This window comes from Actinomadura formosensis NBRC 14204 (genome assembly GCF_001552155.1).
Taxonomy (GTDB): domain Bacteria; phylum Actinomycetota; class Actinomycetes; order Streptosporangiales; family Streptosporangiaceae; genus Spirillospora; species Spirillospora formosensis.
Genome location: NZ_BCQQ01000012.1, coordinates 16,120 through 39,569 on the forward strand (window position 1 = coordinate 16,120; position 23,450 = coordinate 39,569).

Annotated in this window: 23 protein-coding genes; 16 read left to right on the forward strand and 7 right to left on the reverse strand. The window is 73.0% G+C overall.

Annotated elements, in window-relative coordinates:
* The first annotated feature begins 4 nt into the window (after positions 1-4).
* From AF1_RS04900 to AF1_RS04910, 3 genes are all read left to right on the forward strand, one after another.
* Positions 5-1,042, forward strand: a complete 1,038-nt coding sequence (locus tag AF1_RS04900; protein ID WP_067793848.1) for an amidohydrolase family protein — start codon at positions 5-7, stop codon at positions 1,040-1,042.
* A gap of 4 nt (positions 1,043-1,046) precedes the next feature.
* Positions 1,047-2,318, forward strand: a complete 1,272-nt coding sequence (kynU, locus tag AF1_RS04905) for a kynureninase (protein WP_067793793.1) — start codon at positions 1,047-1,049, stop codon at positions 2,316-2,318.
* Between the two features lie 192 nt (positions 2,319-2,510).
* On the forward strand, positions 2,511-2,714 hold the full coding sequence (locus AF1_RS04910) for a cold-shock protein (RefSeq protein ID WP_067639228.1): 204 nt from the start codon (positions 2,511-2,513) through the stop codon (positions 2,712-2,714).
* Positions 2,715-2,803: 89 nt separating this feature from the next.
* On the opposite strand, the gene AF1_RS04915 is transcribed toward AF1_RS04910, so the two are convergent.
* Together AF1_RS04915 and AF1_RS04920 are read right to left on the reverse strand one after the other, a co-directional pair.
* Positions 2,804-3,478 (reverse strand): TetR/AcrR family transcriptional regulator, encoded by a 675-nt coding sequence (locus tag AF1_RS04915; protein ID WP_067793794.1) that lies wholly within the window; start codon positions 3,476-3,478, stop codon positions 2,804-2,806.
* On the reverse strand, positions 3,475-4,737 hold the full coding sequence (locus AF1_RS04920; RefSeq protein ID WP_067793795.1) for an acyl-CoA dehydrogenase family protein: 1,263 nt from the start codon (positions 4,735-4,737) through the stop codon (positions 3,475-3,477). Before AF1_RS04920 ends, AF1_RS04915 begins: the two co-directional genes overlap by 4 nt.
* Before the next feature lie 46 nt (positions 4,738-4,783).
* Here AF1_RS04920 and AF1_RS04925 point away from each other — a divergent pair, with 46 nt between their 5' ends.
* Both AF1_RS04925 and AF1_RS04930 read left to right on the forward strand, forming a co-directional pair.
* Entirely contained in the window at positions 4,784-5,530 is a 747-nt protein-coding gene (locus AF1_RS04925) for an SDR family oxidoreductase (RefSeq protein WP_067793796.1), read from the forward strand.
* Between the two features lie 28 nt (positions 5,531-5,558).
* A complete protein-coding gene (locus tag AF1_RS04930; RefSeq protein ID WP_067793797.1) occupies positions 5,559-6,515 on the forward strand; it encodes a quinone oxidoreductase family protein in 957 nt (318 codons plus the stop codon).
* On the opposite strand, the gene AF1_RS04935 is transcribed toward AF1_RS04930, so the two are convergent.
* Together AF1_RS04935 and AF1_RS04940 are read right to left on the reverse strand one after the other, a co-directional pair.
* Positions 6,512-7,186: a response regulator gene (locus AF1_RS04935; protein WP_084262456.1), complete on the reverse strand. Its 675-nt coding sequence runs from the start codon at positions 7,184-7,186 to the stop codon at positions 6,512-6,514. The genes AF1_RS04930 and AF1_RS04935 overlap by 4 nt on opposite strands.
* A gap of 25 nt (positions 7,187-7,211) precedes the next feature.
* Entirely contained in the window at positions 7,212-8,465 is a 1,254-nt protein-coding gene (locus AF1_RS04940) for a sensor histidine kinase (RefSeq protein WP_067793798.1), read from the reverse strand.
* A 160-nt stretch (positions 8,466-8,625) separates the two neighbouring features.
* Here AF1_RS04940 and AF1_RS04945 point away from each other — a divergent pair, with 160 nt between their 5' ends.
* The 3 genes from AF1_RS04945 (at position 8,626) to AF1_RS04955 (ending at position 12,210) form a co-directional block, all read left to right on the forward strand.
* Positions 8,626-9,258 (forward strand): class I SAM-dependent methyltransferase, encoded by a 633-nt coding sequence (locus tag AF1_RS04945; RefSeq protein WP_067793799.1) that lies wholly within the window; start codon positions 8,626-8,628, stop codon positions 9,256-9,258.
* Positions 9,259-9,598: 340 nt separating this feature from the next.
* Positions 9,599-11,584: a threonine--tRNA ligase gene (gene thrS, locus AF1_RS04950; RefSeq protein ID WP_067793800.1), complete on the forward strand. Its 1,986-nt coding sequence runs from the start codon at positions 9,599-9,601 to the stop codon at positions 11,582-11,584.
* 29 nt (positions 11,585-11,613) lie between these two features.
* On the forward strand, positions 11,614-12,210 hold the full coding sequence (locus AF1_RS04955; RefSeq protein WP_067793801.1) for a hypothetical protein: 597 nt from the start codon (positions 11,614-11,616) through the stop codon (positions 12,208-12,210).
* Here AF1_RS04955 and AF1_RS04960 read toward each other — a convergent pair.
* Positions 12,192-12,722 carry an Asp23/Gls24 family envelope stress response protein gene (locus tag AF1_RS04960; RefSeq protein WP_067793802.1) on the reverse strand — a complete coding sequence of 177 codons (531 nt, stop codon included), beginning with the start codon at positions 12,720-12,722 and terminating at the stop codon, positions 12,192-12,194. The two genes, AF1_RS04955 and AF1_RS04960, sit on opposite strands and share 19 nt — an antisense overlap.
* A 192-nt stretch (positions 12,723-12,914) precedes the next feature.
* Between AF1_RS04960 and AF1_RS04965 the strand changes: the two genes are divergently transcribed.
* Positions 12,915-13,511 (forward strand): HIT family protein, encoded by a 597-nt coding sequence (locus AF1_RS04965; protein ID WP_067793850.1) that lies wholly within the window; start codon positions 12,915-12,917, stop codon positions 13,509-13,511.
* A gap of 9 nt (positions 13,512-13,520) precedes the next feature.
* On the opposite strand, the gene AF1_RS04970 is transcribed toward AF1_RS04965, so the two are convergent.
* The gene (locus AF1_RS04970) at positions 13,521-14,390 is read right to left on the reverse strand and encodes a polysaccharide deacetylase family protein (RefSeq protein WP_067793803.1); all 870 of its coding nucleotides are present in this window, start codon (positions 14,388-14,390) and stop codon (positions 13,521-13,523) included.
* A 143-nt stretch (positions 14,391-14,533) separates the two neighbouring features.
* Positions 14,534-16,699, reverse strand: a complete 2,166-nt coding sequence (locus AF1_RS04975) for an elongation factor G-like protein EF-G2 (RefSeq protein WP_067793804.1) — start codon at positions 16,697-16,699, stop codon at positions 14,534-14,536.
* Between the two features lie 330 nt (positions 16,700-17,029).
* Between AF1_RS04975 and pgsA the strand changes: the two genes are divergently transcribed.
* The 7 genes from pgsA to AF1_RS05010 all read left to right on the forward strand — a co-directional run bounded on the left by pgsA (position 17,030) and on the right by AF1_RS05010 (position 23,345).
* The gene (gene pgsA / locus AF1_RS04980; RefSeq protein ID WP_067793805.1) at positions 17,030-17,704 is read left to right on the forward strand and encodes a phosphatidylinositol phosphate synthase; all 675 of its coding nucleotides are present in this window, start codon (positions 17,030-17,032) and stop codon (positions 17,702-17,704) included.
* A complete protein-coding gene (locus tag AF1_RS04985; protein ID WP_084262457.1) occupies positions 17,701-18,630 on the forward strand; it encodes a phosphatidylinositol mannoside acyltransferase in 930 nt (309 codons plus the stop codon). Before pgsA ends, AF1_RS04985 begins: the two co-directional genes overlap by 4 nt.
* A gap of 10 nt (positions 18,631-18,640) precedes the next feature.
* Complete coding sequence (locus AF1_RS04990; protein ID WP_067793806.1) at positions 18,641-19,798, forward strand: glycosyltransferase family 4 protein; 1,158 nt, start codon at positions 18,641-18,643, stop codon at positions 19,796-19,798.
* 11 nt (positions 19,799-19,809) lie between these two features.
* Complete coding sequence (locus tag AF1_RS04995) at positions 19,810-20,370, forward strand: hypothetical protein (protein WP_067793807.1); 561 nt, start codon at positions 19,810-19,812, stop codon at positions 20,368-20,370.
* 83 nt (positions 20,371-20,453) lie between these two features.
* The gene (locus AF1_RS05000; RefSeq protein WP_067793808.1) at positions 20,454-21,488 is read left to right on the forward strand and encodes a DUF3048 domain-containing protein; all 1,035 of its coding nucleotides are present in this window, start codon (positions 20,454-20,456) and stop codon (positions 21,486-21,488) included.
* Between the two features lie 155 nt (positions 21,489-21,643).
* Positions 21,644-22,567, forward strand: coding sequence for a pyridoxal 5'-phosphate synthase lyase subunit PdxS (pdxS, locus tag AF1_RS05005; RefSeq protein WP_067793809.1), 924 nt, complete (start codon positions 21,644-21,646; stop codon positions 22,565-22,567).
* A gap of 163 nt (positions 22,568-22,730) precedes the next feature.
* Positions 22,731-23,345, forward strand: coding sequence for a DUF6928 family protein (locus tag AF1_RS05010; RefSeq protein WP_067793810.1), 615 nt, complete (start codon positions 22,731-22,733; stop codon positions 23,343-23,345).
* The last annotated feature ends 105 nt before the right edge of the window (positions 23,346-23,450 follow it).

The window sequence follows — 23,450 nt, forward strand, 5'->3', positions numbered from 1 at the left end:
CGCCGTGACCGTCATCGACGTCCACGCCCACGTCTTCCCGCGGCTCACCCGCGCGGAGGCCCGCGTGCTCGCCGGCGGGGGGCAGCCGTGGCTGCGCGTCGACGGCGGCGGCACCGGCATGATGATGCGCGGGGACGAGGAGTACCGGCCGGTCGGCGAGGCATTGTGGGACCCGGCGCGCCGGCTCGCCGACATGGACGCCGCGGGCGTGGACGTCCAGGCCGTCTCCTCCACCCCGCTGATGTTCGGGTACGCCGCCGAGCCGTCCCGCGCCGCCGACTGGTGCGAACTGGTGAACGAGCGCATCCTCGCCTTCTGCGCCGCCGCCCCCGGCCGGCTGCTGCCGCTCTGCCAGGTCCCGCTGCAGGACCCGGCGCTCGCCCGCGAGGTCGCGACGCGGGCGGCTGCGGCCGGGCACCGCGGTGTCCACATCGGCAACCACGTCGGCGACCGCAACCTCGACGACGAGGGGATCACCGCGTTCCTCGCGCACTGCGCCACGATCGGCCTGCCGGTCCTGGTGCACCCGTGGGACATGCTCGGCGCCGACCGGATGCGCGGCCACATGCTGCCGTGGCTGGCCGGGATGCCCGCCGAGACCCAGCTGAGCATCCTCGGGCTGATGCTGTCCGGCGCGTTCGAACGCATCCCCGAGTCGCTGCGGCTGTGCTTCTGCCACGGCGGCGGCAGCTTCGCGTTCCTGCTCGGACGGGCCGACAACGCCTGGCACCGCCGCGACATCGTCCGCGCCGACTCGCCGCGCCCGCCCTCGGAGTACCTCGACCGGTTCCACGTCGACTCCGCCGTGTTCGACCCGCGCGCGCTCCGGCTGCTCGTAGACGTGATGGGTTCCGGACGCGTCATGCTCGGCACCGACTACCCGTTCCCGCTCGGTGAGAAGGAGCCGGGCGCGACGATCCGGGCGTGCCCTGGGCTGGACGACGCCGACCGCGCCCGGCTGCTCGGCGGCAACGCGGAGGCGTTCTTCGCGCCCGCCCGGGAACCCGCGCCCGTGCACGATCTGGTGACCACCGAAGGATGACTCAGTGAACGTGAAAGACCCGGCGGGCCTGGAAGAGGAGGCGCGGCGGCTCGATGAGACCGACCCGCTGCCCACCCTGCGCGGCGAGTTCCTCATCCCGCCCGCGCCCGGCGGAGCCCACCCGGAGGCGGCGTACTTCGCCGGCAACTCCCTCGGGCTCCAGCCGCGGAGCGTCGCCGGACGGCTCCGCGAGGAACTGGACGACTGGGCGCGGCTCGCCGTCGAGGCGCACACGCGGGGCCGCCGCCCGTGGTTCGGCTACCACGAGCTGCTCCGCGAGCCCGCGGCGCGGCTCGTCGGCGCGCGCCCGCACGAGGTCGTCGCCATGAACTCGCTCACGGTCGACCTGCACCTGATGATGGCGAGCTTCTACCGGCCCGCCGGGACGCGCACCCGCATCCTCATCGAGGACACGGCGTTCCCGTCCGACGCGTACGCGGTCGCGAGCCAGGCCGTGCACCACGGGCTCGACCCCGCCGCGACGGTCGTGCGGCTGAAGCCCCGCCCCGGCGAGAACATCCTGCGCACCGAGGACGTCCTCGGCCACCTCGAACGCGAGGGCGACACGGTCGCGCTCGTCATGCTGGGCGGCGTCAACTACCTGACCGGGCAGCTCATGGACATGCCCGCGATCACCAAGGCGGGCCGCGCCGCCGGGGCCGTCGTCGGCTGGGACCTCGCGCACGCCGCCGGGAACGTCCCGCTCCGCCTGCACGACTGGGACGTGGACTTCGCCGCCTGGTGCACCTACAAGTACCTGAACTCCGGGCCGGGCGCGGTCGCCGGCTGCTTCGTGCACGAGCGGCACGTCCGGGACGCCTCCGTGCCGAGGCTGTCGGGCTGGTGGGGGACCGAGCCGTCGGTCCGGTTCCGGATGGACCCTGACATCGCGCCGCCCGCGTCCGCCGACGCCTGGCAGCTGTCCAACCCGCCGATCCTCGCGCTGGCGCCCGTCCTGGCGTCCCTGGAGATCTTCGACCGGGTCGGGATGGACGCGCTGCGCGCCAAGAGCCTGCGCCTCACCGGCTACCTGGCGTCCCGGCTCGCCCCCCGCGCCCGGCTGGAGATCATCACCCCGGCCGATCCGGCGGCGCGCGGCACCCAGCTGTCGCTGCGGGTCGCGGACGCGGGCGGGCTCGTCCGCCGGCTCGCCGACACGCGCGGAGTGATCGCCGACGCCCGTGAACCCGACATTGTGCGGCTCGCGCCCGCCCCGCTGTACTGCACGTTCCACGACTGCCACCGCGCCGCCGAGGCTCTCGCCGATCTTGTTTAGGTGTGTCGGTGGGCGAGCCGGGCCCGCATCGGGTAGGTTCGGACATGTTGCACGATGGCGTCGGCCCGGCCGGCCGGTCGCCAGGCAGTCTCGAAGCGTTTTCCCCGGGTGACCGGCGGGCGTGAGATGAGTCCGCTTGCAGCCCGGTCCGCCGCCCGGCGGCCGGTGACGTCCACCCGAAAGGGGAACATCATGGCCGAAGGCACCGTGAAGTGGTTCAACGCCGAAAAGGGCTTCGGGTTCATCGCGCCCGACGGTGGTGGCCCCGACGTGTTCGTCCACTACTCGGCGATCACCACCAACGGGTACCGCAGCCTGGACGAGAACCAGCGCGTCGGCTTCGAGATCACGCAGGGCCAGAAGGGCCCGCAGGCCGAGGGCGTCTACCCGCTCTAGGTCTCACCTGAAGCCCGCTCTAGGTCTCACCTGAAGCGCAGCGAAGGCCGGGGACGCCCGTCGTCCCCGGCCTTACGCGTCCCCGCAGTTCACCCGGCCGGGGCCTTCGGCAGGCGTTCGCCCGAGCGGAGCCGGTCCAGGCCGAGCCAGATGAACTCCACGGCCATCTGCTCGGCGCGCTCGCGCGGCGTGTCGGGATGCTCCAGCCACCACGACACCATCGACAGCATCGACCCGTACATCAGCGGGACGAGCAGCCGCGCGCGCCGCTCGTTGACCTCCAGCGCGGCGGCCGACAGCGCCGGGTCGGCCCGGCGGCGGTGCAGCAGCAGGTCGGCGAACGCGGTGCCGAGCCGGTCGCGCAGCTCCCGCAGTTCCAACCCGACCTCCGGCTTGTCGAGATGCCGGACGACCAGCGCCCACGCGTCCGGCTCCTCGGTGGCGTAGTCGAACAGCACCCGGATCATCGCCCGGATGCCGTCCGCCGAGCCGTGCGCGGCGAGCACCGCCGTGTTCAGCCGGGCCGTGAGCTCACCGACGATCGTCTCGGTGATCTCGGCGAACAGCTCCTCCTTGGACGCGAAGTGCTGGTACAGCAGCGCCTTGGACACCCGCGCCGCCGCCGCCACATGCTCCATCTGCGTCAGGTGGTAGCCGCGCCGGCCGAACTCCTCCAGCGCCACCTGGAGCAACTGCTCGCGGCGCCGGGCGTGGGGCATCCGCCGCCGCGCGCCCGGCGCGGCCTCCCCCGTGCCGCCGGTCATTTGCCGAGGTACCGGCCCAGCTCGGCGCGGGCGACGGAGCGCACGTGCACCTCGTCCGGGCCGTCCGCGAGGCGCAGCGTGCGCAGGCCCGCCCACATCTCGGCCAGCGGGGTGTCGTCGCTGACCCCGGCGCCGCCGTGCACCTGGATCGCGCGGTCCACGACCTCCAGCGCGACGCGCGGCGCGATCACCTTGATCGCCGCGACCTCGGTCCTGGCCGCCCGCACGCCGTGCTCGTCGATCATCCAGGCCGCCTTGAGGGTGAGCAGCCGGGCCTGCTCGATCGCCATCCGCGACTCGGCGATCTGCTGCCGGACGACGCCCTGCTTGGCCAGCGGCCCGCCGAACGCCACCCGGGACACCGCGCGCTCGCACATCAGCTCCAGCGCCCGCTCCGCCATCCCGAGCGCGCGCATGCAGTGGTGGATGCGGCCGGGCCCGAGCCGGGCCTGAGCGATCGCGAAGCCGCCGCCCTCCTCGCCGATGAGGTTCTCCACCGGGACGCGGACGTCGGTGAACGTGATCTCGCAGTGGCCGTGCTGGTCCTGGTAGCCGAACACGGGCAGCGACCGGAGGACCTCCACGCCGGGCGTGTCGATCGGCACCAGCACCATCGACTGCTGCCGGTACGGGTGCCCGTCCGGGTCGGTCGTGTTTTCTCCGACCCCCTGACGGGGGCCCGCCCCCAGCCTCCCCATCACGATCATGATCTTGCAGCGGGGGTCGGCCGCGCCGCTCGTCCACCACTTGCGGCCGTTGATGACGTAGTGGTCGCCGTCCCGCTCGATGCGGGTGGAGATGTTGGTGGCGTCCGAGCTGGCGACGGCCGGCTCCGTCATCGCGAACCCGCTGCGCATCTCGCCGTTCAGCAGCGGCTTGAGCCACCGCTCCTTCTGCTCGGGCGTGCCGAACAGGTGCAGCACCTCCATGTTGCCGGTGTCGGGCGCCGCGCAGTTGGTGGCCTCGGGCGCCAGGTGGGGGGAGCGTCCCGTCAGCTCGGCGAGGGACGCGTAGTCGGTGACGGTGAGGCCGTGCGCCGGGTCCTCGGCGTCGGGGAGGAACAGGTTCCAGAGGCCGCGCTTGCGCGCCTCCACCTTGAGGTCCTCGACGACCTGGGGGACGTGGTGCTCGCGGCCCGCCGCGCGCAGCTCCGCCCGCTGGGCCGCGTAGACCGGCTCGGCGGGGTAGACGTGGGTGTCCATGAATTCCTGGAGGCGGCCGAGGTACTCCCGGGCCCGCTCGCTCAAACCGAAGTCCATTCCGCTAGAGTAACTGACGAGTCAGTTACTTCGGGAGGGAGCCCCCATGACGGCCTTCGACGGCACCGGCAAGGTCGCGCTGATCACGGGCGGATCCAACGGCATCGGGGCCGCGGTGGCGCGCCGGCTGGCCCGCGCGGGCACCCGGGTCGTCCTCGCCGACGTCGACGTGGACGCCGGCACCGAACTCGCGAAGCGGCTGGACGGGGTGTTCGTCCGCTGCGACGTCCGCGAGCCCGCCGACAGCGAGGCCGCCGTCGCCGCCGCCGTCGAGCACTTCGGCGGCCTGGACGTCGTGTTCCTCAACGCCGGCGTCGCCGGCGGCGGGGGAGTGGGGGACGACTTCGACCTCGCCGCATACCGGCGTGCCATGGGCATCAACTTCGACGGCGTCGTGTTCGGCGCACACGCCGCGCTGCCCGCGCTGCGCGCCCGCGGCGGCGGCGACATCATCGCCACCGCCAGCATGGCGGGGCTCACCGCCACGCCGTTCGACCCCATCTACGGCGCCAACAAGGCGGCCGTCGTCGCACTCGTCCGCGCCCTCGGCCCCGCCTTCGCGGGGGAGGGCATCCGGGTGAACGCCCTGTGCCCCTCATTCGCCGACACCGACATCCTCATCCCGTTGAAGGGGCATCTTCAGGAGACCGGCTTCCCGATCCTGAACCTGGACGACGTCGTCGAGGCGTTCATGCGGATTCTGGGCGCCGACGGCGTGGGCGAGGCGTGGTACGTGGTGCCGGGCCGCCCCGCCGAGCCGTTCACGTTCCGTGGCGTCCCAGGGCCCCGCTGAACGTCCGCCCGAGACCGACAGGAGAAACATGCGCGCGATCCAGATCACCGAATTCGGCGGGCCCGAGGTCCTGAACGTCACCGAGCTGCCCGAGCCGTCCGCGGGGCCGGGGCACCTGCTCATCGACGTCTCGCGGGCCGGGATCAACTACGCCGACACCCACCAGGCCGAGAACAGCTACCTGGCGGCGTCCACGCTGCCGATGGTGCCGGGCGGCGAGGTCGTCGGCACCACCGCGGACGGCCGCCGCGTCGTCGCGCTCGTCGGCACCGGCGGCTACGCCGAGAAGGCCGTCGCGCCCGAGGCGCTGGCCTGGGACGTCCCGGACGCCATCGACGACGTCACCGCGCTCGGCATGATCGTCCAGGGCGCGTCCGCGTGGGTGCTGCTGCGCCGCAGCGTCCACCTGGAGCCGGGCGAGTCCGTCGTCGTGCACGCCGCCGCGGGCGGGGTCGGGACGCTCGCCGTCCAGCTCGCCAAGGCGTGGGGCGCCGGGCGGGTCATCGCCACCGCCTCGTCGGCGGGCAAGCGCGCCCTCGCCCTCGAACTCGGCGCCGACGTCGCGATCGACGCGAACGAGCCCGACCTCACCGGCGCGCTGATCGAGGCCAACGGCGGCAAGCGCGTCGACGTCGTGCTGGAGATGACCGGCGGGACGGTCACCGACCAGAGCCTGCGCGCCCTCGCCCCGTTCGGGCGGCTCGCCTTCTATGGGATGGCGTCGCGCAAGGAGCCGTCGCCCATCCGGCCCGCCACGCTGATGGCGCACTCCACCACGATCGCGGGCATGTGGCTGGCGCACGTCTTCCAGCTTCCCGGCGACGTGATGCGCACGGCGCTGGACGAGCTGTTCGGCCTCGCCGCGGACGGGCGGCTCCGCGTCGTCGCCGGCGGCGAGTACGGCCTCACCGAAGTCAGGCGCGCCCATGAGGACCTGCGGGCCCGCCGGACGGCGGGCAAGCTCGTCCTCGACCCGTCCCGCTAACCCACGAGCCCGTTCTCGTAGGCGTAGACGACGGCCTGCGTGCGGTCACGAAGCGCCAGCTTGGTCAGCACGTGCCCGACATGCGTCTTGATCGTCTGCTCGGCCAGGACCAGCTCGGCGGCGATCTCGGCGTTGGACAGGCCGCGCGCGATGAGCCGCAGCACGTCCAGCTCGCGCGGCGTCAGCCCGGCGGTCGCCTTCGGGCTCGGCCGCTGGTGCCGGCGCCGCCGCGCGAAGTCGCCGATCAGCCGGCGGGTGATGGACGGGGCGAGCAGCGCGTCGCCCGCCGCCACCACCCGGACGCCGGTCACCAGGTCCGCCGCCGAGGCGTCCTTCAGCAGGAACCCGCTGGCGCCCGCGCCGAGCGCCTCGTAGACGTACTCGTCCAGGTCGAACGTGGTGAGCATGAGCACCTTCGGCCGCGCCCCGGCCGGGTCGGCGTCCGGATCGGGCTCGCCGGCCAGCTCGGCGGTGGCGGCGAGCCCGTCCATCTCCGGCATCCGGATGTCCATCACGATCACGTCGGGGTCGAGCCGGCGGGCCATCTCCACCGCCTCGCGGCCGTTGCCCGCCTGCCCGATGACCTCGATGTCCGGATCGGAGGACAGCAGCGCCGCGAGCCCGTCGCGGATCATCACCTGGTCGTCGGCGATCAGCACCCGAATCGTCACGACGCCAACCCTACGGGCCCGAAGATCAGTCCGGGTCCCCGTAGGGCAGCTCGGCCGCCACCGACCAGCCGGCGCCGTCCCGCGGGCCGGCGTCCAGGCGCCCGCCCAGCATCGTGACCCGCTCGCGCATCCCGACCAGGCCGTGCCCGCCGCCCCGCGACTCCTGCGGCGCGCCGCGGGCGCCGTCGTCGGTGACCGACACGGCGAGGGCGTCGGCACCGTACTTCACCTCGACGTGCACCTGCGAGCCCGGCGCGTACCGGGCCGCGTTGCTCAGCGACTCCTGCACGATCCGGTAGGCCGACAGGTCCACCCCGGCGTTCAGCGGACGCGGCATGCCGACCACGGCGGCCGCGACCGACAGCCCGGCACGGCGGGCCGCGGCGATCAGGTCGTCCAGCCGGTCCAGGCCGGGCTGCGGGGCCCGCTCGGCGCCCTCGTCGTCGGACCGCAGCAGCCCCACGACGCGGCGCGTCTCGGTGAGCGCCTCGCGCGCCGCGTCCCGCACCACCCCGAACGTCTGCTTCGCGGCGTCCGGCAGGTCGGGGATCTTGTAGGGGGCGGCCTCCGCCTGCATCGCGATCACCGACATGTGGTGCGCGACCACGTCGTGCAGCTCGCGGGCGATGCGGGCCCGCTCCTCCAGCACCGCCTGCCGGGCCAGGTCCCGCCGGTGCTGCTCCTCGCGCCGGCGCAGCTCCTCCACCGCCGAGTGCCGCCCGCCCACCGCGTCGCCGAACGTCAGCGCGACCCCGGCGATCCCCGTGAGGATCATCGCGAACCAGCTGGGCATGCCGAACAGCACCGCGGGCGCCAGCACCCCGGCGACCGTGACCGCGCCCACCCCGACGGTGGTCTGCCGGTCCGCGCCGACCCCGGTGAAGAACAGGATCACGACCAGGGCCAGGATCGCGGTGACCGGCCACGGCATGAAGCCCGCGCCGTGCCGGACGAAGACCGTCAGCAGCAGGCCGGCCGTCGCGAACCGCCAGGCGGCGAGCGGCCACCGGACCGCGAAGATCAGCGGTGCCGCCTGCAGCACGCCGAGCGGCGCGGCCAGCCCCGGCTTGACGTGGTACACCTCGATCGCGATCGCGATCGACCCCCCGGTGAAGCCGATCGTCATCCCGGCGAGCAGCAGCAGGAGCGGCAGCCGCAGCGCCAGGCGCCGGGGGAGCAGCGTGACGGCCGGGCCGTCCCGGCCGGACAGGAGCGCGGAGCGGACGCCGGCGAGCAGCCGGGCGCGGCCCGCGGACGCGGAGGGGTCTGGTTCGTTCATTGACTCGGAGCCTAGAACCCGCGGCCCCCGGTGGCCTGACCCCGCGGAGGGAGATCCGACCCGCCTCTCGGGTATCACCCGCTGAGCAGCGCGTTCCCGCCGGCCGGCTGACGTGCGGACGATCTTGCGTGCGGCCGGGGTTGCGGCGGAGACTGCAAGAATGACCGATTTCAGCCATCCGATCTTCGCCCGGCTCTATCCGCGGCTGGACGCGGCCTGCGCCAGGGCGGGCGGGGACGCGCACCGCGCCGAGCTGCTCGCCGGGGCGTCCGGCCGGGTGCTGGAGGTGGGAGCCGGATACGGGGCCAACTTCCCGCACTACCCGGCCGAAGTCACCGAGGTCGTCGCGCTCGAACCCGAGCCGCGGCTGCGCGCGAAGGCCGGGCACGCCGCCGGCCGCGCGCCCGTCCCGGTCACCGTGCGTCCCGGCGTCGCCGAGGACCTCGATGCGGACGACGCCTCGTTCGACGTGGCGGTGGCCTCGCTCGTGCTGTGCTCGGTGCGCGACCCCGCGCGGGCCCTGGCCGAGCTGAGGCGCGTCCTCAAACCGGGCGGCGAGCTGCGCTACTACGAGCACGTCAGGGGGACGACACCGGGGAAGCGGCGGCTGCAGCGGTACGCCGACGTGCTGTGGCCGTACTTCGCCGCCGGCTGCCACGTGTCCCGTCCGACGAGCGAGCTGATCGCCGGCTCGGGCTTCACCGTCCGGGACGAGCGGCGCTTCGACTTCCCGGACTCCGGCCCGGGCAATCCCGCCTCACCGCACGTCCTCGGAATCGCCATCCGCGACTGAGCAACGGCAAGATCCCGCATAAAGGTCCGTCTCGCGCATGACCGTGCCCCGCCGCGTATGAGCGTGCCCCGCGCCGCGGCCGTCGGTTACAGTGGTGTCATGCCGTACGTTTTCGTCGAGACGACGACGCCGGGACACTCCCGGCGCGGCGGCGGCATGCCCTGACATGTACGCGGAAGGGCCCCGGGAGCGATCCCCGGGGCCCTTCCGCTTTTCCGGGGATCGCCCTGGGGCCTCCAGGACGAGAGGAGCGCCCATGGCGCCGGCAGCCTCCGGGGGCCACCCCGACTCGATAGCATCGGAACCCACTGATCCCAGTCCACCATCGCGAGGAGTACCCGTGTCCACCGTGCCCGAACTGCGCATCACCCTCGACGGCGGCGAGCGGGCGCTGCCGGCGGGCACCACCGCGGGCGAGGCGCTGGGCGCCGACGGCCGCACCGTCATCGCCGCCCGCGTCAACGGCGAGCTGCGCGACCTCGCCGCCGAGCTGGGCGACGGCGACGCCGTCGAGCCGGTCGAGATCGGCTCCGACGACGGCCGGGCGATCATGCGGCACTCCGCCGCGCACGTCATGGCGCAGGCCGTCCAGGAACTGTTCCCCGAGGCCAAGCTCGGCATCGGGCCGCCGGTCGAGAACGGCTTCTACTACGACTTCGACGTCGCCGAGCCGTTCACCCCCGACGACCTCAAGCGCATCGAGAAGCGGATGCGCGAGATCGTCAAGCAGGGCCAGCGGTTCTCCCGGCGTCCGGTGTCCGACGACGGCGCGCGCACCGAGCTGGCCGCCGAGCCGTACAAGCTGGAGCTGATCGGCCTGAAGGGCTCCGGCCCGGTCGAGGACGCCGCCGACGGCGCGAACGTCGAGGTGGGCGGCGGCGAGCTGACCATCTACGACAACCTCGACGCCAAGTCCGGCGAGCTGCGCTGGAAGGACCTGTGCCGCGGCCCGCACCTGCCGTCCACCCGCGTCATCCCCGCGTTCAAGCTGATGCGCTCCGGCGGCGCCTACTGGCGCGGCAGCGAGAAGAACCCGCAGCTCCAGCGGATCTACGGCACCGCGTGGGAGTCCCGCGACAAGCAGGACGAGTACCTGAAGTTCCTGGAGGAGGCCGAGAAGCGCGACCACCGCAAGCTCGGCGCCGAACTCGACCTGTTCTCCTTCCCGCCGGAACTGGGCTCCGGCCTGCCGATCTTCCATCCCAAGGGCGGAATCATCCGCAAGGAGATGGAGGACTACATGCGCCGCCGCCAGCAGGAGGCGGGCTACGAGTTCGTCAACACCCCGCACATCACCAAGTCGTCGCTGTTCGAGACCTCCGGTCACCTGCCCTACTACGGCGACGACATGTTCCCGGCGTTCGAGGTGGACGACGTCGAGTACCGGGTCAAGCCGATGAACTGCCCGATGCACAACCTGATCTTCCGGGCGCGCGGCCGGTCCTACCGCGAGCTGCCGCTGCGGCTCTGCGAGTTCGGCTCGGTCTACCGGTACGAGAAGTCGGGCGTGGTGCACGGGCTCACCCGCGTGCGCGGCATGACCCAGGACGACTCGCACATCTACACCACCAAGGAGCAGATGGGCGAGGAGATCAAGTCGCTGCTGAACTTCGTGCTCAGCGTGCTGCGCGACTTCGGGCTCTCGGAGTTCTACCTGGAGCTGTCCACCCGCGACGACTCCGGCAAGTTCATCGGCGACCCGGCCGACTGGGCGGAGGCGACCGAGGCGCTGCGCCAGGCGGCGCAGGAGTCCGGGCTGGAGCTCGTGGACGACCCGGGCGGCGCCGCGTTCTACGGCCCGAAGATCTCCGTCCAGGCCCGGGACGCGATCGGCCGCACCTGGCAGCTGTCCACCATCCAGCTCGACTTCAACCAGCCCAAGCGGTTCGGCCTGGAGTACCAGGCCGCCGACGGCACCCGGCAGACCCCCGCGATGATCCACCGCGCGCTGTTCGGGTCGGTCGAGCGGTTCCTCGGCGTGCTGGTCGAGCACTACGCGGGCGCCATGCCGCCGTGGCTGTCGCCGGTGCAGGCGGTCGGCATCCCGATCGGCGACGCCCACGTCCCGCACCTGGAGAAGGTCGCGGCGCGGCTGCGCGAACGCGGTGTCCGCGTCGAGGTCGACACCTCCTCCGACCGGATGCAGAAGAAGATCCGCAACGCGCAGAAGCAGAAGATCCCCTACATGCTGCTGGCGGGCGACGACGACGTGGCCAAGGACGCCGTGTCGTTCCGGTACCGCAGCGGTGAGCAGAAGAACGCGGTCCCGATCGCCGAGGCGGTCGACGAGATCGTCAAGGCGATCGAGGCGCGCATCCAGATCTGACGGTGGGGCCACGACGGGGAGCCAGCGGGATGAAGCCCAGGAGGCCGGCGCGGCGGACCCGGCGCGCCGGGCTCTGGGGCCGGATCGCCGGCTACGGCGGCACCCTGCTGCTCGTGACGGCCGCCGTGATCGTGCTCCTGATGCCGCTGATGGACGACGGCAAGGACGGCGCGGCCGGGTCGGCTGACCCGGCCGCGCCGTCGCCCGGGCGGGAAGGGGCCGGCCCGCCGGCGACGTCGACCAACCCGGTGCCGCGGCAGAACGAGAGCGGCCGGCCGTATCCGGGCGGGCAGGACGGCGGCGGGTCCGGCGGGCAGGGCGGCGGGCCCGACATCCCGCAGCAGAACGGCGGCGGGTCCCTCGGCCGGTGCCCGGACGGCTCGGCGCTCTACCGCGCCACGGCCACCGGCGTGGACGTCCTCGTCACCGTCTCCGGCAGCGGCCTGATCCGGGCGGAACTCGTCCTGCAGGGGCGGGCCCCGCGCTCGCAGCAGGCGTCCGCGAAGGCGGGCAGGCCGCACACCTTCCACTTCACCGGCATCGCGCCGAACCTGGTCGAACGCGTCAAGGTCACCACGGTGTCCGTCGGCGGCGGCATGCAGAGCTGCTATGCGCGCGCCGTCTGATCCGCCCCGCCGCGGGGCCGGGGCGGCGCGGCGGCCATGCGGACGTCCTCGACGGACACGTTGACCGCCGCGACCCGCATCCCCAGCATCAGTCCCGCGACCCGCGCGACGTTCCCCTTCACCACCTGGGCGACGTCCCTGATGACGCTGCCGTACTCGACCGCGATGGCGACGTCGACCGTGACCTCGTCCTCGCCCACGACGACGCGCGCGCCCGCCGGGGCCAGGGCGGCGACCCCGGTCACCTCCTGCGCGGCCAGCGCGGCGATCTTCTCGATCACCGCGTCCTCGATCGTGACGCGGCCCTCCACCACCACGGTGACGTCGCCGGGCGAGCCGTGCAGCGTCATCGGGACCGCGTTCGCCCCCGGCGACTGCACGTCCGGGCCCGGCGCGGGCGGCGCGGGAAGCGGCGTTCCCGGTTGGGGGACCGCCCCCGGGAAGAACGGCATGGATCTGGCCTCCGGCCCCGGCTCGCCGCCTCCGGTCTGCCGCCTGTCGAGCCCGGTCATGATCGCTCCCCACGGTTCGGTTGGATGACCATGGTGGCGGAGCGACCCCGCGCACGTCACGCAAGAACGGCCCGCGGGCGCGTCCGGGGGGGCAGCCCGGCTACGGCCCCGGCCGCGCGTCTCTCTATGCTGCTGGTCAGGCCGTGAACAAAGGAGACCGCCGCCTTGACCGCAGAACCGGAGGAGTCCGTGATGCAGCAGGGGCGCGAGGACGCGCCCGGGGCGGGGGACGCGCACACGCCCCGCTTCGAGGAGGAAAGAGGCGGCGCGGGCGCGCCCGACAACTTCCAGCGGCTCTGGACCCCGCACCGGATGGCCTACATCAAGGGGGAGAACAAGCCGACGGGCGGCGGCGCCGGCGACGGCTGCCCGTTCTGCGAGATACCGAAGATGACCGACGAGGAGGGCCTCGTGGTGGCCCGCGGTGAGTCGGTGTTCACGGTGCTGAACCTCTACCCGTACAACTCCGGGCACCTGATGGTCGTCCCGTACCGGCACGTCGCCGACTACACCGACCTGGAGGAGCCGGAGTACGTGGAGCTGGCCACCTTCACCCAGCGGTCCCTCACCGCGCTGCGCAAGGCCAGCGGCGCGCAGGGCTTCAACGTCGGGATGAACCTCGGCCTCGTCGCCGGGGCGGGCATCGCGGCGCATCTGCACCAGCACGTCGTCCCGCGCTGGGGCGGCGACACCAACTTCATGCCGGTCGTCGGGCGCACCCGGGTGCTGCCGCAGCTGCTGCGCGACACCCGCCGGCTGCTCGCCGACGCCTGGCCGCACGCCGGCTGACCCGGCCGGCTACCCGCGGCGCAGGGCGGGGCGGGCGCGGGCTCCGGGCGGCCTGGGCGGCGCCTGCGAGGCGTTCATCAGCTCCGACAGCGTGACGAACTCGAAGCCCTTGGCGCGCAGGCCGCGGATCATCGGGACTAAGTTGCGGAGCGCGACCAGCCGGTCGCGGTTGCCGGTGTCGTGGGCGAGGACGATCGCGCCGGGGCCGGTGTTGCCGACGATGTAGTCGACCAGCCGTGGCGGGTCGTCCTCGTAGGTCTTCTCCAGCATCTTGATCGACCAGAGCGCGATGTCGTACCCGAACGCGCCCGCGGCGCTCAGCGTGGTCCCGCCCAGGTGGCCGAACGGGGGACGCAGGTAGCGGGGTTCCTTGCCGACGATCCGGTCGATGGCGGCGTGCGCCCGCCGCAGTTGCTCGACGGCCTTGTCGTGGGAGAGGCGGGAGAGGTCCCGGTGCTGCCAGGTGTGGTTGCCGGCCTCGTGCCGGTCCATCCGCCCGTGGACGAGGCGGGCGTGCTCGGCGAGCCGCTCGCCGACGAGGAAGAACGTGGCCTTGACCCGTTCGGCGTCCAGGACGTCGTGCACCATCGGCGTCCAGTTGGGCATCGGCCCGTCGTCGAAGGTGAGGGCGACGAGCTTCTGGGCGGTGTCGACGCCCCAGAGCACGTCCACGTGACCGTTGCCGGGCCGCCACGGGCCCGCGACGGGCACCGCCATCGCCGATGGCGACGCAGGCGTGCCCTCCGGCCCGAGGAGGCCGTCGACCGCCTCGGCCCCGGCCACCAGTGCCACCGCTCCGGCGCCCGCGGCGCCGAACCCCTTCAGGAAGGCTCGGCGGCCGGGGTGCGCCGGGTTCTCGTGGTCCTCCGCGTTGTTCATTATGGGACCACGATGTCACCTGCGCCGCCGTGTGATCATCGGCCGCGCGGCCGAATCACAGATCACCCTGTGGGATGAGCCGGGGATCCCGGAGGGCGAGGGCGGGCGGGCCCGGCGCCGGCACCGCCCGCCCTCCGGTGCGGTCAGGCATCCCTGGACTCGGCGGCGACCTTGTCGGCCAGGTGCGCCGGCAGCGGCTCGTAGCGCAGGAACGTGCGGCTGAACGTGCCGGTGCCCTGCGACATCGACCGCAGATCCGTCGCGTACCGGACGATCTCCAACTGCGGCACCTCCGCCTTGATCATGGTACGGCCGCCGGGCACCGCCTGGGAGCCGAGCACCCGGCCGCGCCGCGAGGTGAGGTCGGACATGATCGGCCCCACGTACTCGTCGGCGATCAGCACGGCCACCTCGTCGACCGGTTCCAGCAGCAGGACCGGCACCTGGCCCGCCGCGTCCTTCAGCGCGAGCGCGCCGGCGGCCTGGAACGCCATGTCGGACGAGTCGACCGAGTGCGCCTTGCCGTCGTACAGGGTGACCTTGATGTCGACCAGCGGATATCCGGCGGACACTCCGCGCGCCATCTGCTGCCGGACGCCCTTCTCGACCGACGGGATGAACTGCCGTGGCACCACCCCGCCGACGATCTTGTCCACGAACTCGAAGCCCTCACCCGAGGGGAGCGGCTCCACCTCGATGTGGCAGATGCCGTACTGGCCGTGCCCGCCGCTCTGCTTGACGTGCCGGCCGAGGCCGCCGGCCTTCCCGCCGAACGTCTCGCGCAGCGGGACGCGCAGGTCGACCCGTTCGACCTCGACGCCGTAGCGGGTCTTCAGCCGGTCGATCAGCACGTCGGCGTGGGCCTCGCCCATGCACCACAGCACCAGCTGGCGCGTCTCGGCGTTGTTCTCCAGCCGCAGCGTCGGGTCCTCGGCGACGAGCCGGGCCAGCGACTGGCTGAGCTTGTCCTCGTCGGCCTTGGACCTCGCCCGGATCGCCACCGGCAGCAGCGGGTCCGGCATCGACCAGGGCGCCATCACCATCGGCGAGCCGGGGTCGGACAGCGTGTCGCCCGTCTCGGCGCGGCCGAGCCTCGCCACCGCGCAGATGTCGCCCGCCATGCAGGACGACACGACCCGCTGCGTCTTGCCCAGGGGGGAGGTGAGCGCGCCGACCCGCTCGTCGACGTCGTGGTCCTCGTGCCCGCGCTCGGCCATGCCGTGCCCGGACACGTGCACCGTGGTGTCCGGGCGCAGCGTCCCGGAGAACACCCGGACCAGCGAGATCCGCCCGACATAGGGGTCGGACGTGGTCTTGACGACCTCGGCCACCAGCGGGCCCTCGGGGTCGCAGGTCAGCTCCTTCGGGGGACCGCCCTTCACCGGCGTGACCGGGGGAATGCCGTGTTCGAGGGGGGACGGGAACGCCTGGGTGATGACCTCCAGCAGCTCCGGCATGCCGATGACCGGGCCGGGGTGGTCGCCGTGCGGTACCGATGTCGCGAGGACAGGGTGGAAGCTGCCGCGCGCGACCGCGGTCTCCAGGTCCTCGATGAGCGCCTTGACGTCGATGTCCTCACCGGACAGGTACCTGTCCATGAGGGTCTCGTCCTCGCTCTCCTGGATGATCCCCTCGATCAGCGACGCGCGCTGCTCGGCGATCTGCTCCAGGTACCGGGGGTCGGGGTCGCATTCGGCGCGCCGGCCGGAGGAGTAGTCGATGCAGCGCTGCGACAGCAGCCCGATCAGGCCCTTCAGCCCGTCCTCGCCGGCGGCCGGGAAGTACAGCGGGGCGACGCCCTCGCCGAAGACCTCCTGGCAGGCCATGACCACGTCGTCGTAGTCGCCGCGCTGCTGGTCGATCTTGGTGATGACGACCGCGCGGGGCATCCGCACCGCCGCGCACTCCTCCCACAGCATGCGGGTGAGGCCGTCGATGCCGTCCACCGCCGAGATCACGAACAGCGCCGCGTCGGCGGCGCGGAGCCCGGCCCGCAGGTCGCCGACGAAGTCGGCGTAGCCGGGAGTGTCGATGAGATTGACCTTGACGTCCCCGTGCGTGAACGGTGCGAGCGCGAGGTTCACCGAGCGCTGCTGGCGCACCTCGACCTCGTCGAAGTCGCTGACCGTGGTGCCGTCCTCGACCCTGCCCGGCCGCTGCAGCGTGCCGGTCGCGGTGAGCAGCGCCTCGACGAGCGTGGTCTTGCCGGCGCCCGAATGGCCGACCAGCGCGACATTGCGCACCTTGTCGCACCCGCCGGCCTCCGGTGCCCTGCCGGGGCCTCCCGGGTGGCCTCCCTTGTCCGCCATGCCTACCTCCTCGGACGGGTCTCCGCGCGGAGGCCCGCGTGCGGCTGAGGCCCGGCCCGGCGGGCCCGGCCCTGACGTCCGAGTGCGGCGTCCGACCTCGTCCATGCGTGCGTGACCGACGTCACACCCGTATCACCACCCTTTCCCGTGATGGCCGGGATCACAAGGGGTGAACGGCAATCAACCGTGGTCTGTCCGGGCCGTGGGACTCCCAAACCCCGCCCGGGGCACGTCTCCGCCGGGTCCGCACTACGATGGGCGCGCCGCGGCGGCCCGCCCGGTCACCGGCGAAAGGGGCCCCGCACCCGTAGACCACGAGAACGGACGGCGATGCTCAACAGAATCAGGCCCGCGCTGGGGCGCGTCCTCACCCCCGTCGGACAGGCGGTCGCGCGGACCGGGATCTCGCCCAACGCCATCACCGTCATCGGCACGGTGGGCGTCGCCGCGGGCGCGCTCGCCCTGTTCCCGCGCGGGGAGTTCTTCTGGGGGACGGTGGTCATCACCGCGTTCGTGCTGTTCGACATGCTGGACGGCGCGGTCGCCCGGGTCACCGGGAAGATCTCCAAGTTCGGCGCGTTCCTGGACTCCACCATGGACCGGGTCGCCGACGCCGCGATCTTCGCCGGGCTGATGATCGGTCTTTACCGGGACGGGCAGGAGCCGCTCGCCGCGGTCGCGCTGTACTGCCTCGTCTCCGGCGTCGTGGTGTCCTACGCCAAGGCCCGCGCCGAAGGGCTCGGCTATACCTGCAACGTGGGCATCGCCGAGCGCGCGGAGCGCCTCATCGTCGCCCTGGTCGCCGCCGGGCTCGACGGCCTCGGCGTCCCCTACATCCTGACCGTCGCCCTGTGGGCGCTCGCCGCGCTCAGCACGGTCACCGTCGGGCAGCGGTTCGCCGCGGTCTACGTCCAGGCCAAGGACGGCGCGGACCCCGCGACCGGGCACGGAACGCGGAGCAACGCCGGGAACGGGGCCCAGAGGACACCGGAGCCGCGATCGTGACCACGCCGCGCCGCGGAGACGACGGCGCGTCCCTCCGCGATGAGGTGACCGGCGCCGTCTACGCCCTGGGCTGGACGGTCGTCCGCAAGATGCCGGAGAGCATGGCGCGGCTGGTCTTCGCCGCGCTCGCCGACCGCACCTGGCACCAGCACGGCCCCGGTGTGCGGCAGCTGGAGAAGAACCTGTGCCGCGTCCTCGGCAAGGACGCGGTCGACGACGAGGTCCGCATCCTCAGCAAGAAGGTGCTGCGCTCCTACCTGCGCTACTGGCTGGAGGTGTTCCGGCTGCCCGAGTACGACCGGGCGCGGATCCTCGGCCGGATGCGGATCACCGGCGAGAAGAAGATCTTCACCAACCTCGACTCCGGGCGCGGCGTCATCCTCGCGCTGCCGCACATGGGCAACTATGAGCACGCCGGCGCATGGCTCGTGCACTGCGGCTACCCGTTCACCACCGTCGCCGAGCGGCTCAAGCCCGAGTCGCTGTTCGACCGGTTCGTCGAGTTCCGCGAGAGCCTCGGCATGGAGGTCCTCCCGCACCGCGGCGCCGCCGCGTACGGGCGGCTGGCCCAGCGGCTCCGCGCGGGACGGCCGGTGTGCCTGGTCGTCGACCGCGACCTGACCGAGAACGGTATCGACGTCGAGTTCTTCGGTTCCACCGCCCGGATGCCCGCGGTGTCCGCCGCGCTCGCGATCCAGACCGGCGCCGCCCTCATCCCCGTGACACTCTGGTACGAGGGGGAATACTGGGCGGCGCGCGTCCACGAGGAGATCCCGGTCCCGGACGAGGGCGGCAGACAGGAGAAGATCCAGGCCATGACCCAGGAGCTCGCGCGCGTCTTCGAGGCGGGCATCGCCGCGCACCCGGAGGACTGGCACATGCTGCAGAAGGTCTGGGTGGACGACCTGGCCGGCGGCCGGGAATGAGAGCCGGCCGATGCGGATAGGAATCGTCTGCCCGTACACCTGGAACGTCCCAGGGGGCGTCCAGCAGCACATCGGCGACCTCGCCGAGGCGCTGATCGGGCTCGGCCACGACGTGTCGGTGATCACCCCCGCGGACGACGACGCCGAGCTGCCGCCCTACGTGGTGTCGGCCGGCCGCGCCGTCCCCGTCCCCTACAACGGCTCGGTGGCCCGGCTGGCGTTCGGGTTCCTGTCGGCCGGGCGGGTGCGCCGCTGGATCCGCGAGGGCGGGTTCGACGTCCTGCACGTCCACGAGCCCGCCGCGCCCTCGCTCGGCCTGCTCGCGTGCTGGGCGGCGGACGGGCCCATCGTCGGCACCTTCCACGCGTCCTATGAGAAGTCGCGGGCGCTGTCGGTGACCGCGCCGATCCTGCAGAGCGCGCTGGAGAAGATCACCGGCCGGATCGCGGTGTCGGAGGCCGCCCGCACCACGCTCGTCGAGCACCTCGGCGGCGATGCCGTGCTGATCCCCAACGGCGTCGCGACCGAGCGGTACGCGATGGCCGAGCCGCTGCCCGGCTGGCGCGGGCGCGGCGAGTCGGCGTGCGGCGACGGGGGAACGCTCGGCTTCCTCGGCCGGATGGACGAGCCCCGCAAGGGCCTGCAGGTGCTGCTGCGCGCGTTCGAGATCCTCGGCCGCGGCCGGCCCGCGCTGCGGCTGCTGATCGCCGGGCCCGGCGACGCCGACGACGTACTCGCCCGGGTCCCGCCGGAGCTGCGCGACCGCGTCGTCGTCCTCGGCCTGGTCAGCGAGGAGGACAAGATCCGCGCCTACCACTCGGTGGACGTGTTCGTCGCGCCCAACCTCGGCGGCGAGAGCTTCGGCATCGTTCTCGCCGAGGCGATGTCGGCGGGCGCACCCATTCTGGCCAGCGACATCGAGGCGTTCGACCGGGTCCTGTTCGGCGGTCGGGCCGGGGCGCTGTTCCCCACCGGCGACCATGAGGCGCTCGCGAGGGCGGCCGGCGAACTGCTGGACGACCCGGCGCGGCGCAAGCAGCTGTCGGTGGAGGCCCGCGCCGCGGTCCGCGCCTACGACTGGGCGTCGGTGGCCCGCGACGTGCTGCGGGTCTACGAGACCGTCACGGGCGGCGGCGCCGGCGTCGTCGAGTCCGGCGCCGGGGTCTAGGAGCGCACCGGATGTCCTACGACTGGATCATCGACGTCCTGTTCTGGATCGCCGTCGTCTTCCTGATCGGCGTGTACGTGTCGTGGCGCGCGACCCGGCTGGACCGGCTGCACGTCCGCGTCGAGACGGCCCGCGCGGCGCTGGACGCCGCGCTCGTCCGGCGGGCCGCCGCCGCGCTGGAGCTGGCCGCGTCCCGGCTGCTGGACCCGGCGGCCAGCCTGGTGCTGGCGACCGCCGCGCACGAGGCGCGCACCGCCGACGCCGAGCGCCGCGAGTTCGCCGAGAGCGACCTGTCCCGGGCGCTGCGCGCCGTCGTCGACCAGCCCGGGTTCGTCGGCACCCTCGCCGCCAAGGGCGCGGGCGACGGCTCCGAGGTGCTGGACGAGATGGCCTCCGCCGCCGCGAAGGTCGCCTACGCCCGCCGCTTCTACAACGACGCCGTCTCCCAGGCCCGGATCGCGCGCCGCAAGCTGCTCATCCGTGTCCTGCCGCTCGCCGGGCGCGCCCCGCTGCCGGACTTCTTCGAGATCGACGACGACCCGCCCGCCCGCCGCGAGATTGATCACATTTAGGACGCGGCTCTGTATCGCCGGACCGGCGGGCACGTCCGATCACGTTCGCTACCCTCTGGCAGACCGTCCAAGGGAGGTACATCGTGCGGTCCGCATGGGACACCACCGTCCGGGGCCGGGCGGCCGCGTGGCTCGGCGTCCTCGTCGTCGGGTCCGCCGTCCTGCCCGCCTGCTCGGACTCCGGCGCGAAGAGCGCGCCGCCGCCGAGCGGCACGGGGACGCCGCAGCCCAGTGAGACCCCCGGGCCGGCGACGCACCCGTTCAACGGCGGGACGAAGGGGCTGGACAATCCCGTCCTCGCGGTCAAGATCGAGAACACCCGGCCGGCGCTGCCGCAGAGCGGGGTGAAGTCCGCCGACATCGTCTATGTCGAGCAGGTCGAGGGCGGCGAGACCCGGCTGATGGCGATCTACTCGTCCCGGCTGCCGAAGCGGGTCGGGCCGGTCCGCAGCGCCCGCATCTCCGACCTGCACATCCTGCCGCAGTTCGGCCGCCCCGCCTTCGCGTTCTCCGGCGTCCAGAGCAAGATGAAGAAGTACATCCGCAAGGCGCCGCTGTACGACATCTCCCAGGAGAACGCGGGCGGTGCCTACGTCAGGTCCGGCGCCAGGCACATTCCCTACAACCTGTACGCCGACCCGAAGAACCTGCTCAAGCGGGCGCCGAAGGCCGCGAAGCCGCGCGACATCGGCTTCCGCTTCGGGGACGCCCCGGACGGCGGCACGCCCACCAGGTCCTTCACCGCCCGATGGCCGGCCGCGACCATGGGCTTTACCTGGTCGGCGAAGGAGAAGCGGTGGCTCGCCAGCTGGGGCGGGCGTCCCGACCTCGCCGCCGAGGGCGGGCGGCTCGGCGGGCGGACGGTCGTCGTCCAGTACGCCAAGACCACCCGCTCGAAGTTCCACGACTTCCTCGGCAGTTACACGCCGCTGATCCACACCACCGGAACCGGGCGGGCGCTCGTCCTGCGCGACGGGAAGTCCTACAAGGCCAGGTGGTCGCGGCCGTCCGAGGACAAGGGGACCGCCTTCACCACCGCCGACGGCAAGCCGATGACCTTCGCGCCGGGGCAGGTCTGGGTCCTGCTCGTCAACGACGGCAAGCCCTACACGCCCTGAGCGGCGCGTGCCGGACGAGCCGCAGGCGGCCACTTCGGCGGACCGGCGGTCACTCCGTAAGCGGCGGAGGCCGCGCGTTGACACTCTGCCGGGTCCAGAGGGCGCCCGAACAGGCAATATCATGGAAACGACTCTGTCGTCCGTCCACGTGAGGAATGCCCGTGTCCACTTCCACTCCCGCCACCGACAACCCTGCGCCGGAGACCGGGACCGCCCGTGTCAAGCGCGGCATGGCGGAGATGCTCAAGGGCGGCGTGATCATGGACGTCGTCACGCCCGAGCAGGCGAAGATCGCCGAAGACGCGGGCGCGGTCGCCGTCATGGCACTGGAGCGGGTGCCCGCCGACATCCGCGTCGAGGGCGGCATCTCCCGGATGAGCGACCCCGACATGATCGACGGGATCATCAACGCGGTCTCCATCCCGGTCATGGCCAAGGCCCGCATCGGCCACTTCGTCGAGGCGCAGGTGCTGCAGGCCCTCGGCGTCGACTACATCGACGAGTCCGAGGTGCTCACCCCGGCCGACTACGAGAACCACATCGACAAGTGGGCGTTCACCGTCCCGTTCGTGTGCGGCGCCACCAGCCTCGGCGAGGCGCTGCGCCGCATCACCGAGGGCGCGGCGATGATCCGCTCCAAGGGCGAGGCCGGCACCGGGGACGTGTCCAACGCCACCACCCACATGCGCAAGATCCGGCAGGAGATCCGCCGGCTCCAGTCGCTGCCCGAGGACGAGCTGTACGTCGCGGCCAAGGACCTGCAGGCCCCCTACGAGCTGGTCAAGGAGGTCGCGCAGGCCGGCAGGCTGCCCGTCGTGCTGTTCACCGCCGGCGGCATCGCCACCCCCGCCGACGCCGCCATGATGATGCAGCTCGGCGCCGAGGGCGTCTTCGTCGGCTCCGGCATCTTCAAGTCCGGCAACCCGGCCCAGCGCGCCGAGGCCATCGTGAAGGCCACCACCTTCCACGACGACCCCGACGTGATCGCCAAGGTGTCCCGCGGGCTCGGCGAGGCCATGGTCGGCATCAACGCCGCCTCCCTCGGCGAGGACCAGAAGTTCGCGGGCCGCGGCTGGTGAGCCGATCCGGGCCCCGGGCTCCACATGGCGCCCTGGCAGGGTTAACCTGGCGGCGCGGCCGGTGAACAAGGCGGTTCCCGAGGGGCTGGGGGCATCCCCCCAGAATGAGGCGATACCCGTGGGCGGTCCCCTTGGGCTGTGCCCGGCCGCGGGAGGGGAGAGCATGGCTTGGTCGGTCGCGCTGGCGTGCGCGAGCGCGGGTGAACCCACCGAGGTGTTCCGGCCGGGCCTGGTGCCCGATCCGGACGCCGCCGCGGCGATCGCGCGCGGCCTCTACCCCGCCGACACCCTGACCGAGACCGGGGACACGGTCCTGGACTTCGCGCTCTGGCCGTACGAGGACGAGTTGTTCGTCGGGGCGTTCGAGCGGGCGCTGCTGCTGTGCGACCGGCGGCTGTTCTGCCTGGACGACGACGCGCGCCGGATCGCCGACACCGCCGCGGCCGCGCTGCCGGACTCGCACTGCGGCGTGCTCGTCCTGCACACCGTGATCCGCGGCTGCTGGTTCCGCTGGTACGAGTCGGGCAGGCTGCTCCGCGACGTGTTCGTCACGGCCGAGGACGGCGTCGTCGTCGACCAGGGCGAGCGGCTGCCCGCCGAGCGGCCGTTCTGGCGCGCCATCGACGCGGGCGCGCCGGACGTCCCGCTGCCGTTCGACCCGGAGGAGTTCGGGCTCGCGCTCGCCGAGGCGCACATGTTCGGCCGCGGTATCGCCGACCGCGGCGAGGACGGCTTCCTGCCGCTGGAGCTTCCCCTCCGCCGCTTCAAACACGCCTGACCCGCCCGGGGACGGCACGGGGCGGCCCGGGAAGGTCGGCCACGTCGTGCGGCGTTGTAAGGACCGTCTAGGGTGGAGACGGCTCCCCGGATCCCCGGAAGGCGC

Coding starts and splice junctions, on each gene's coding strand:
- AF1_RS04910 (WP_067639228.1), top strand. CDS start 2,511: ATGGCCGAAGGCACCGTGAAGTGGTTCAACGCCGAAAAGGGCTTCGGG.
- AF1_RS04915 (WP_067793794.1), bottom strand. CDS start 3,478: ATGACCGGCGGCACGGGGGAGGCCGCGCCGGGCGCGCGGCGGCGGATG.
- AF1_RS04920 (WP_067793795.1), bottom strand. CDS start 4,737: ATGGACTTCGGTTTGAGCGAGCGGGCCCGGGAGTACCTCGGCCGCCTC.
- AF1_RS04925 (WP_067793796.1), top strand. CDS start 4,784: ATGACGGCCTTCGACGGCACCGGCAAGGTCGCGCTGATCACGGGCGGA.
- AF1_RS04930 (WP_067793797.1), top strand. CDS start 5,559: ATGCGCGCGATCCAGATCACCGAATTCGGCGGGCCCGAGGTCCTGAAC.
- AF1_RS04940 (WP_067793798.1), bottom strand. CDS start 8,465: ATGAACGAACCAGACCCCTCCGCGTCCGCGGGCCGCGCCCGGCTGCTC.
- AF1_RS04945 (WP_067793799.1), top strand. CDS start 8,626: ATGACCGATTTCAGCCATCCGATCTTCGCCCGGCTCTATCCGCGGCTG.
- AF1_RS04955 (WP_067793801.1), top strand. CDS start 11,614: ATGAAGCCCAGGAGGCCGGCGCGGCGGACCCGGCGCGCCGGGCTCTGG.
- AF1_RS04960 (WP_067793802.1), bottom strand. CDS start 12,722: ATGACCGGGCTCGACAGGCGGCAGACCGGAGGCGGCGAGCCGGGGCCG.
- AF1_RS04965 (WP_067793850.1), top strand. CDS start 12,915: ATGCAGCAGGGGCGCGAGGACGCGCCCGGGGCGGGGGACGCGCACACG.
- AF1_RS04970 (WP_067793803.1), bottom strand. CDS start 14,390: ATGAACAACGCGGAGGACCACGAGAACCCGGCGCACCCCGGCCGCCGA.
- AF1_RS04975 (WP_067793804.1), bottom strand. CDS start 16,699: ATGGCGGACAAGGGAGGCCACCCGGGAGGCCCCGGCAGGGCACCGGAG.
- pgsA (WP_067793805.1), top strand. CDS start 17,030: ATGCTCAACAGAATCAGGCCCGCGCTGGGGCGCGTCCTCACCCCCGTC.
- AF1_RS04990 (WP_067793806.1), top strand. CDS start 18,641: ATGCGGATAGGAATCGTCTGCCCGTACACCTGGAACGTCCCAGGGGGC.
- AF1_RS04995 (WP_067793807.1), top strand. CDS start 19,810: ATGTCCTACGACTGGATCATCGACGTCCTGTTCTGGATCGCCGTCGTC.
- pdxS (WP_067793809.1), top strand. CDS start 21,644: ATGCCCGTGTCCACTTCCACTCCCGCCACCGACAACCCTGCGCCGGAG.
- AF1_RS05010 (WP_067793810.1), top strand. CDS start 22,731: ATGGCTTGGTCGGTCGCGCTGGCGTGCGCGAGCGCGGGTGAACCCACC.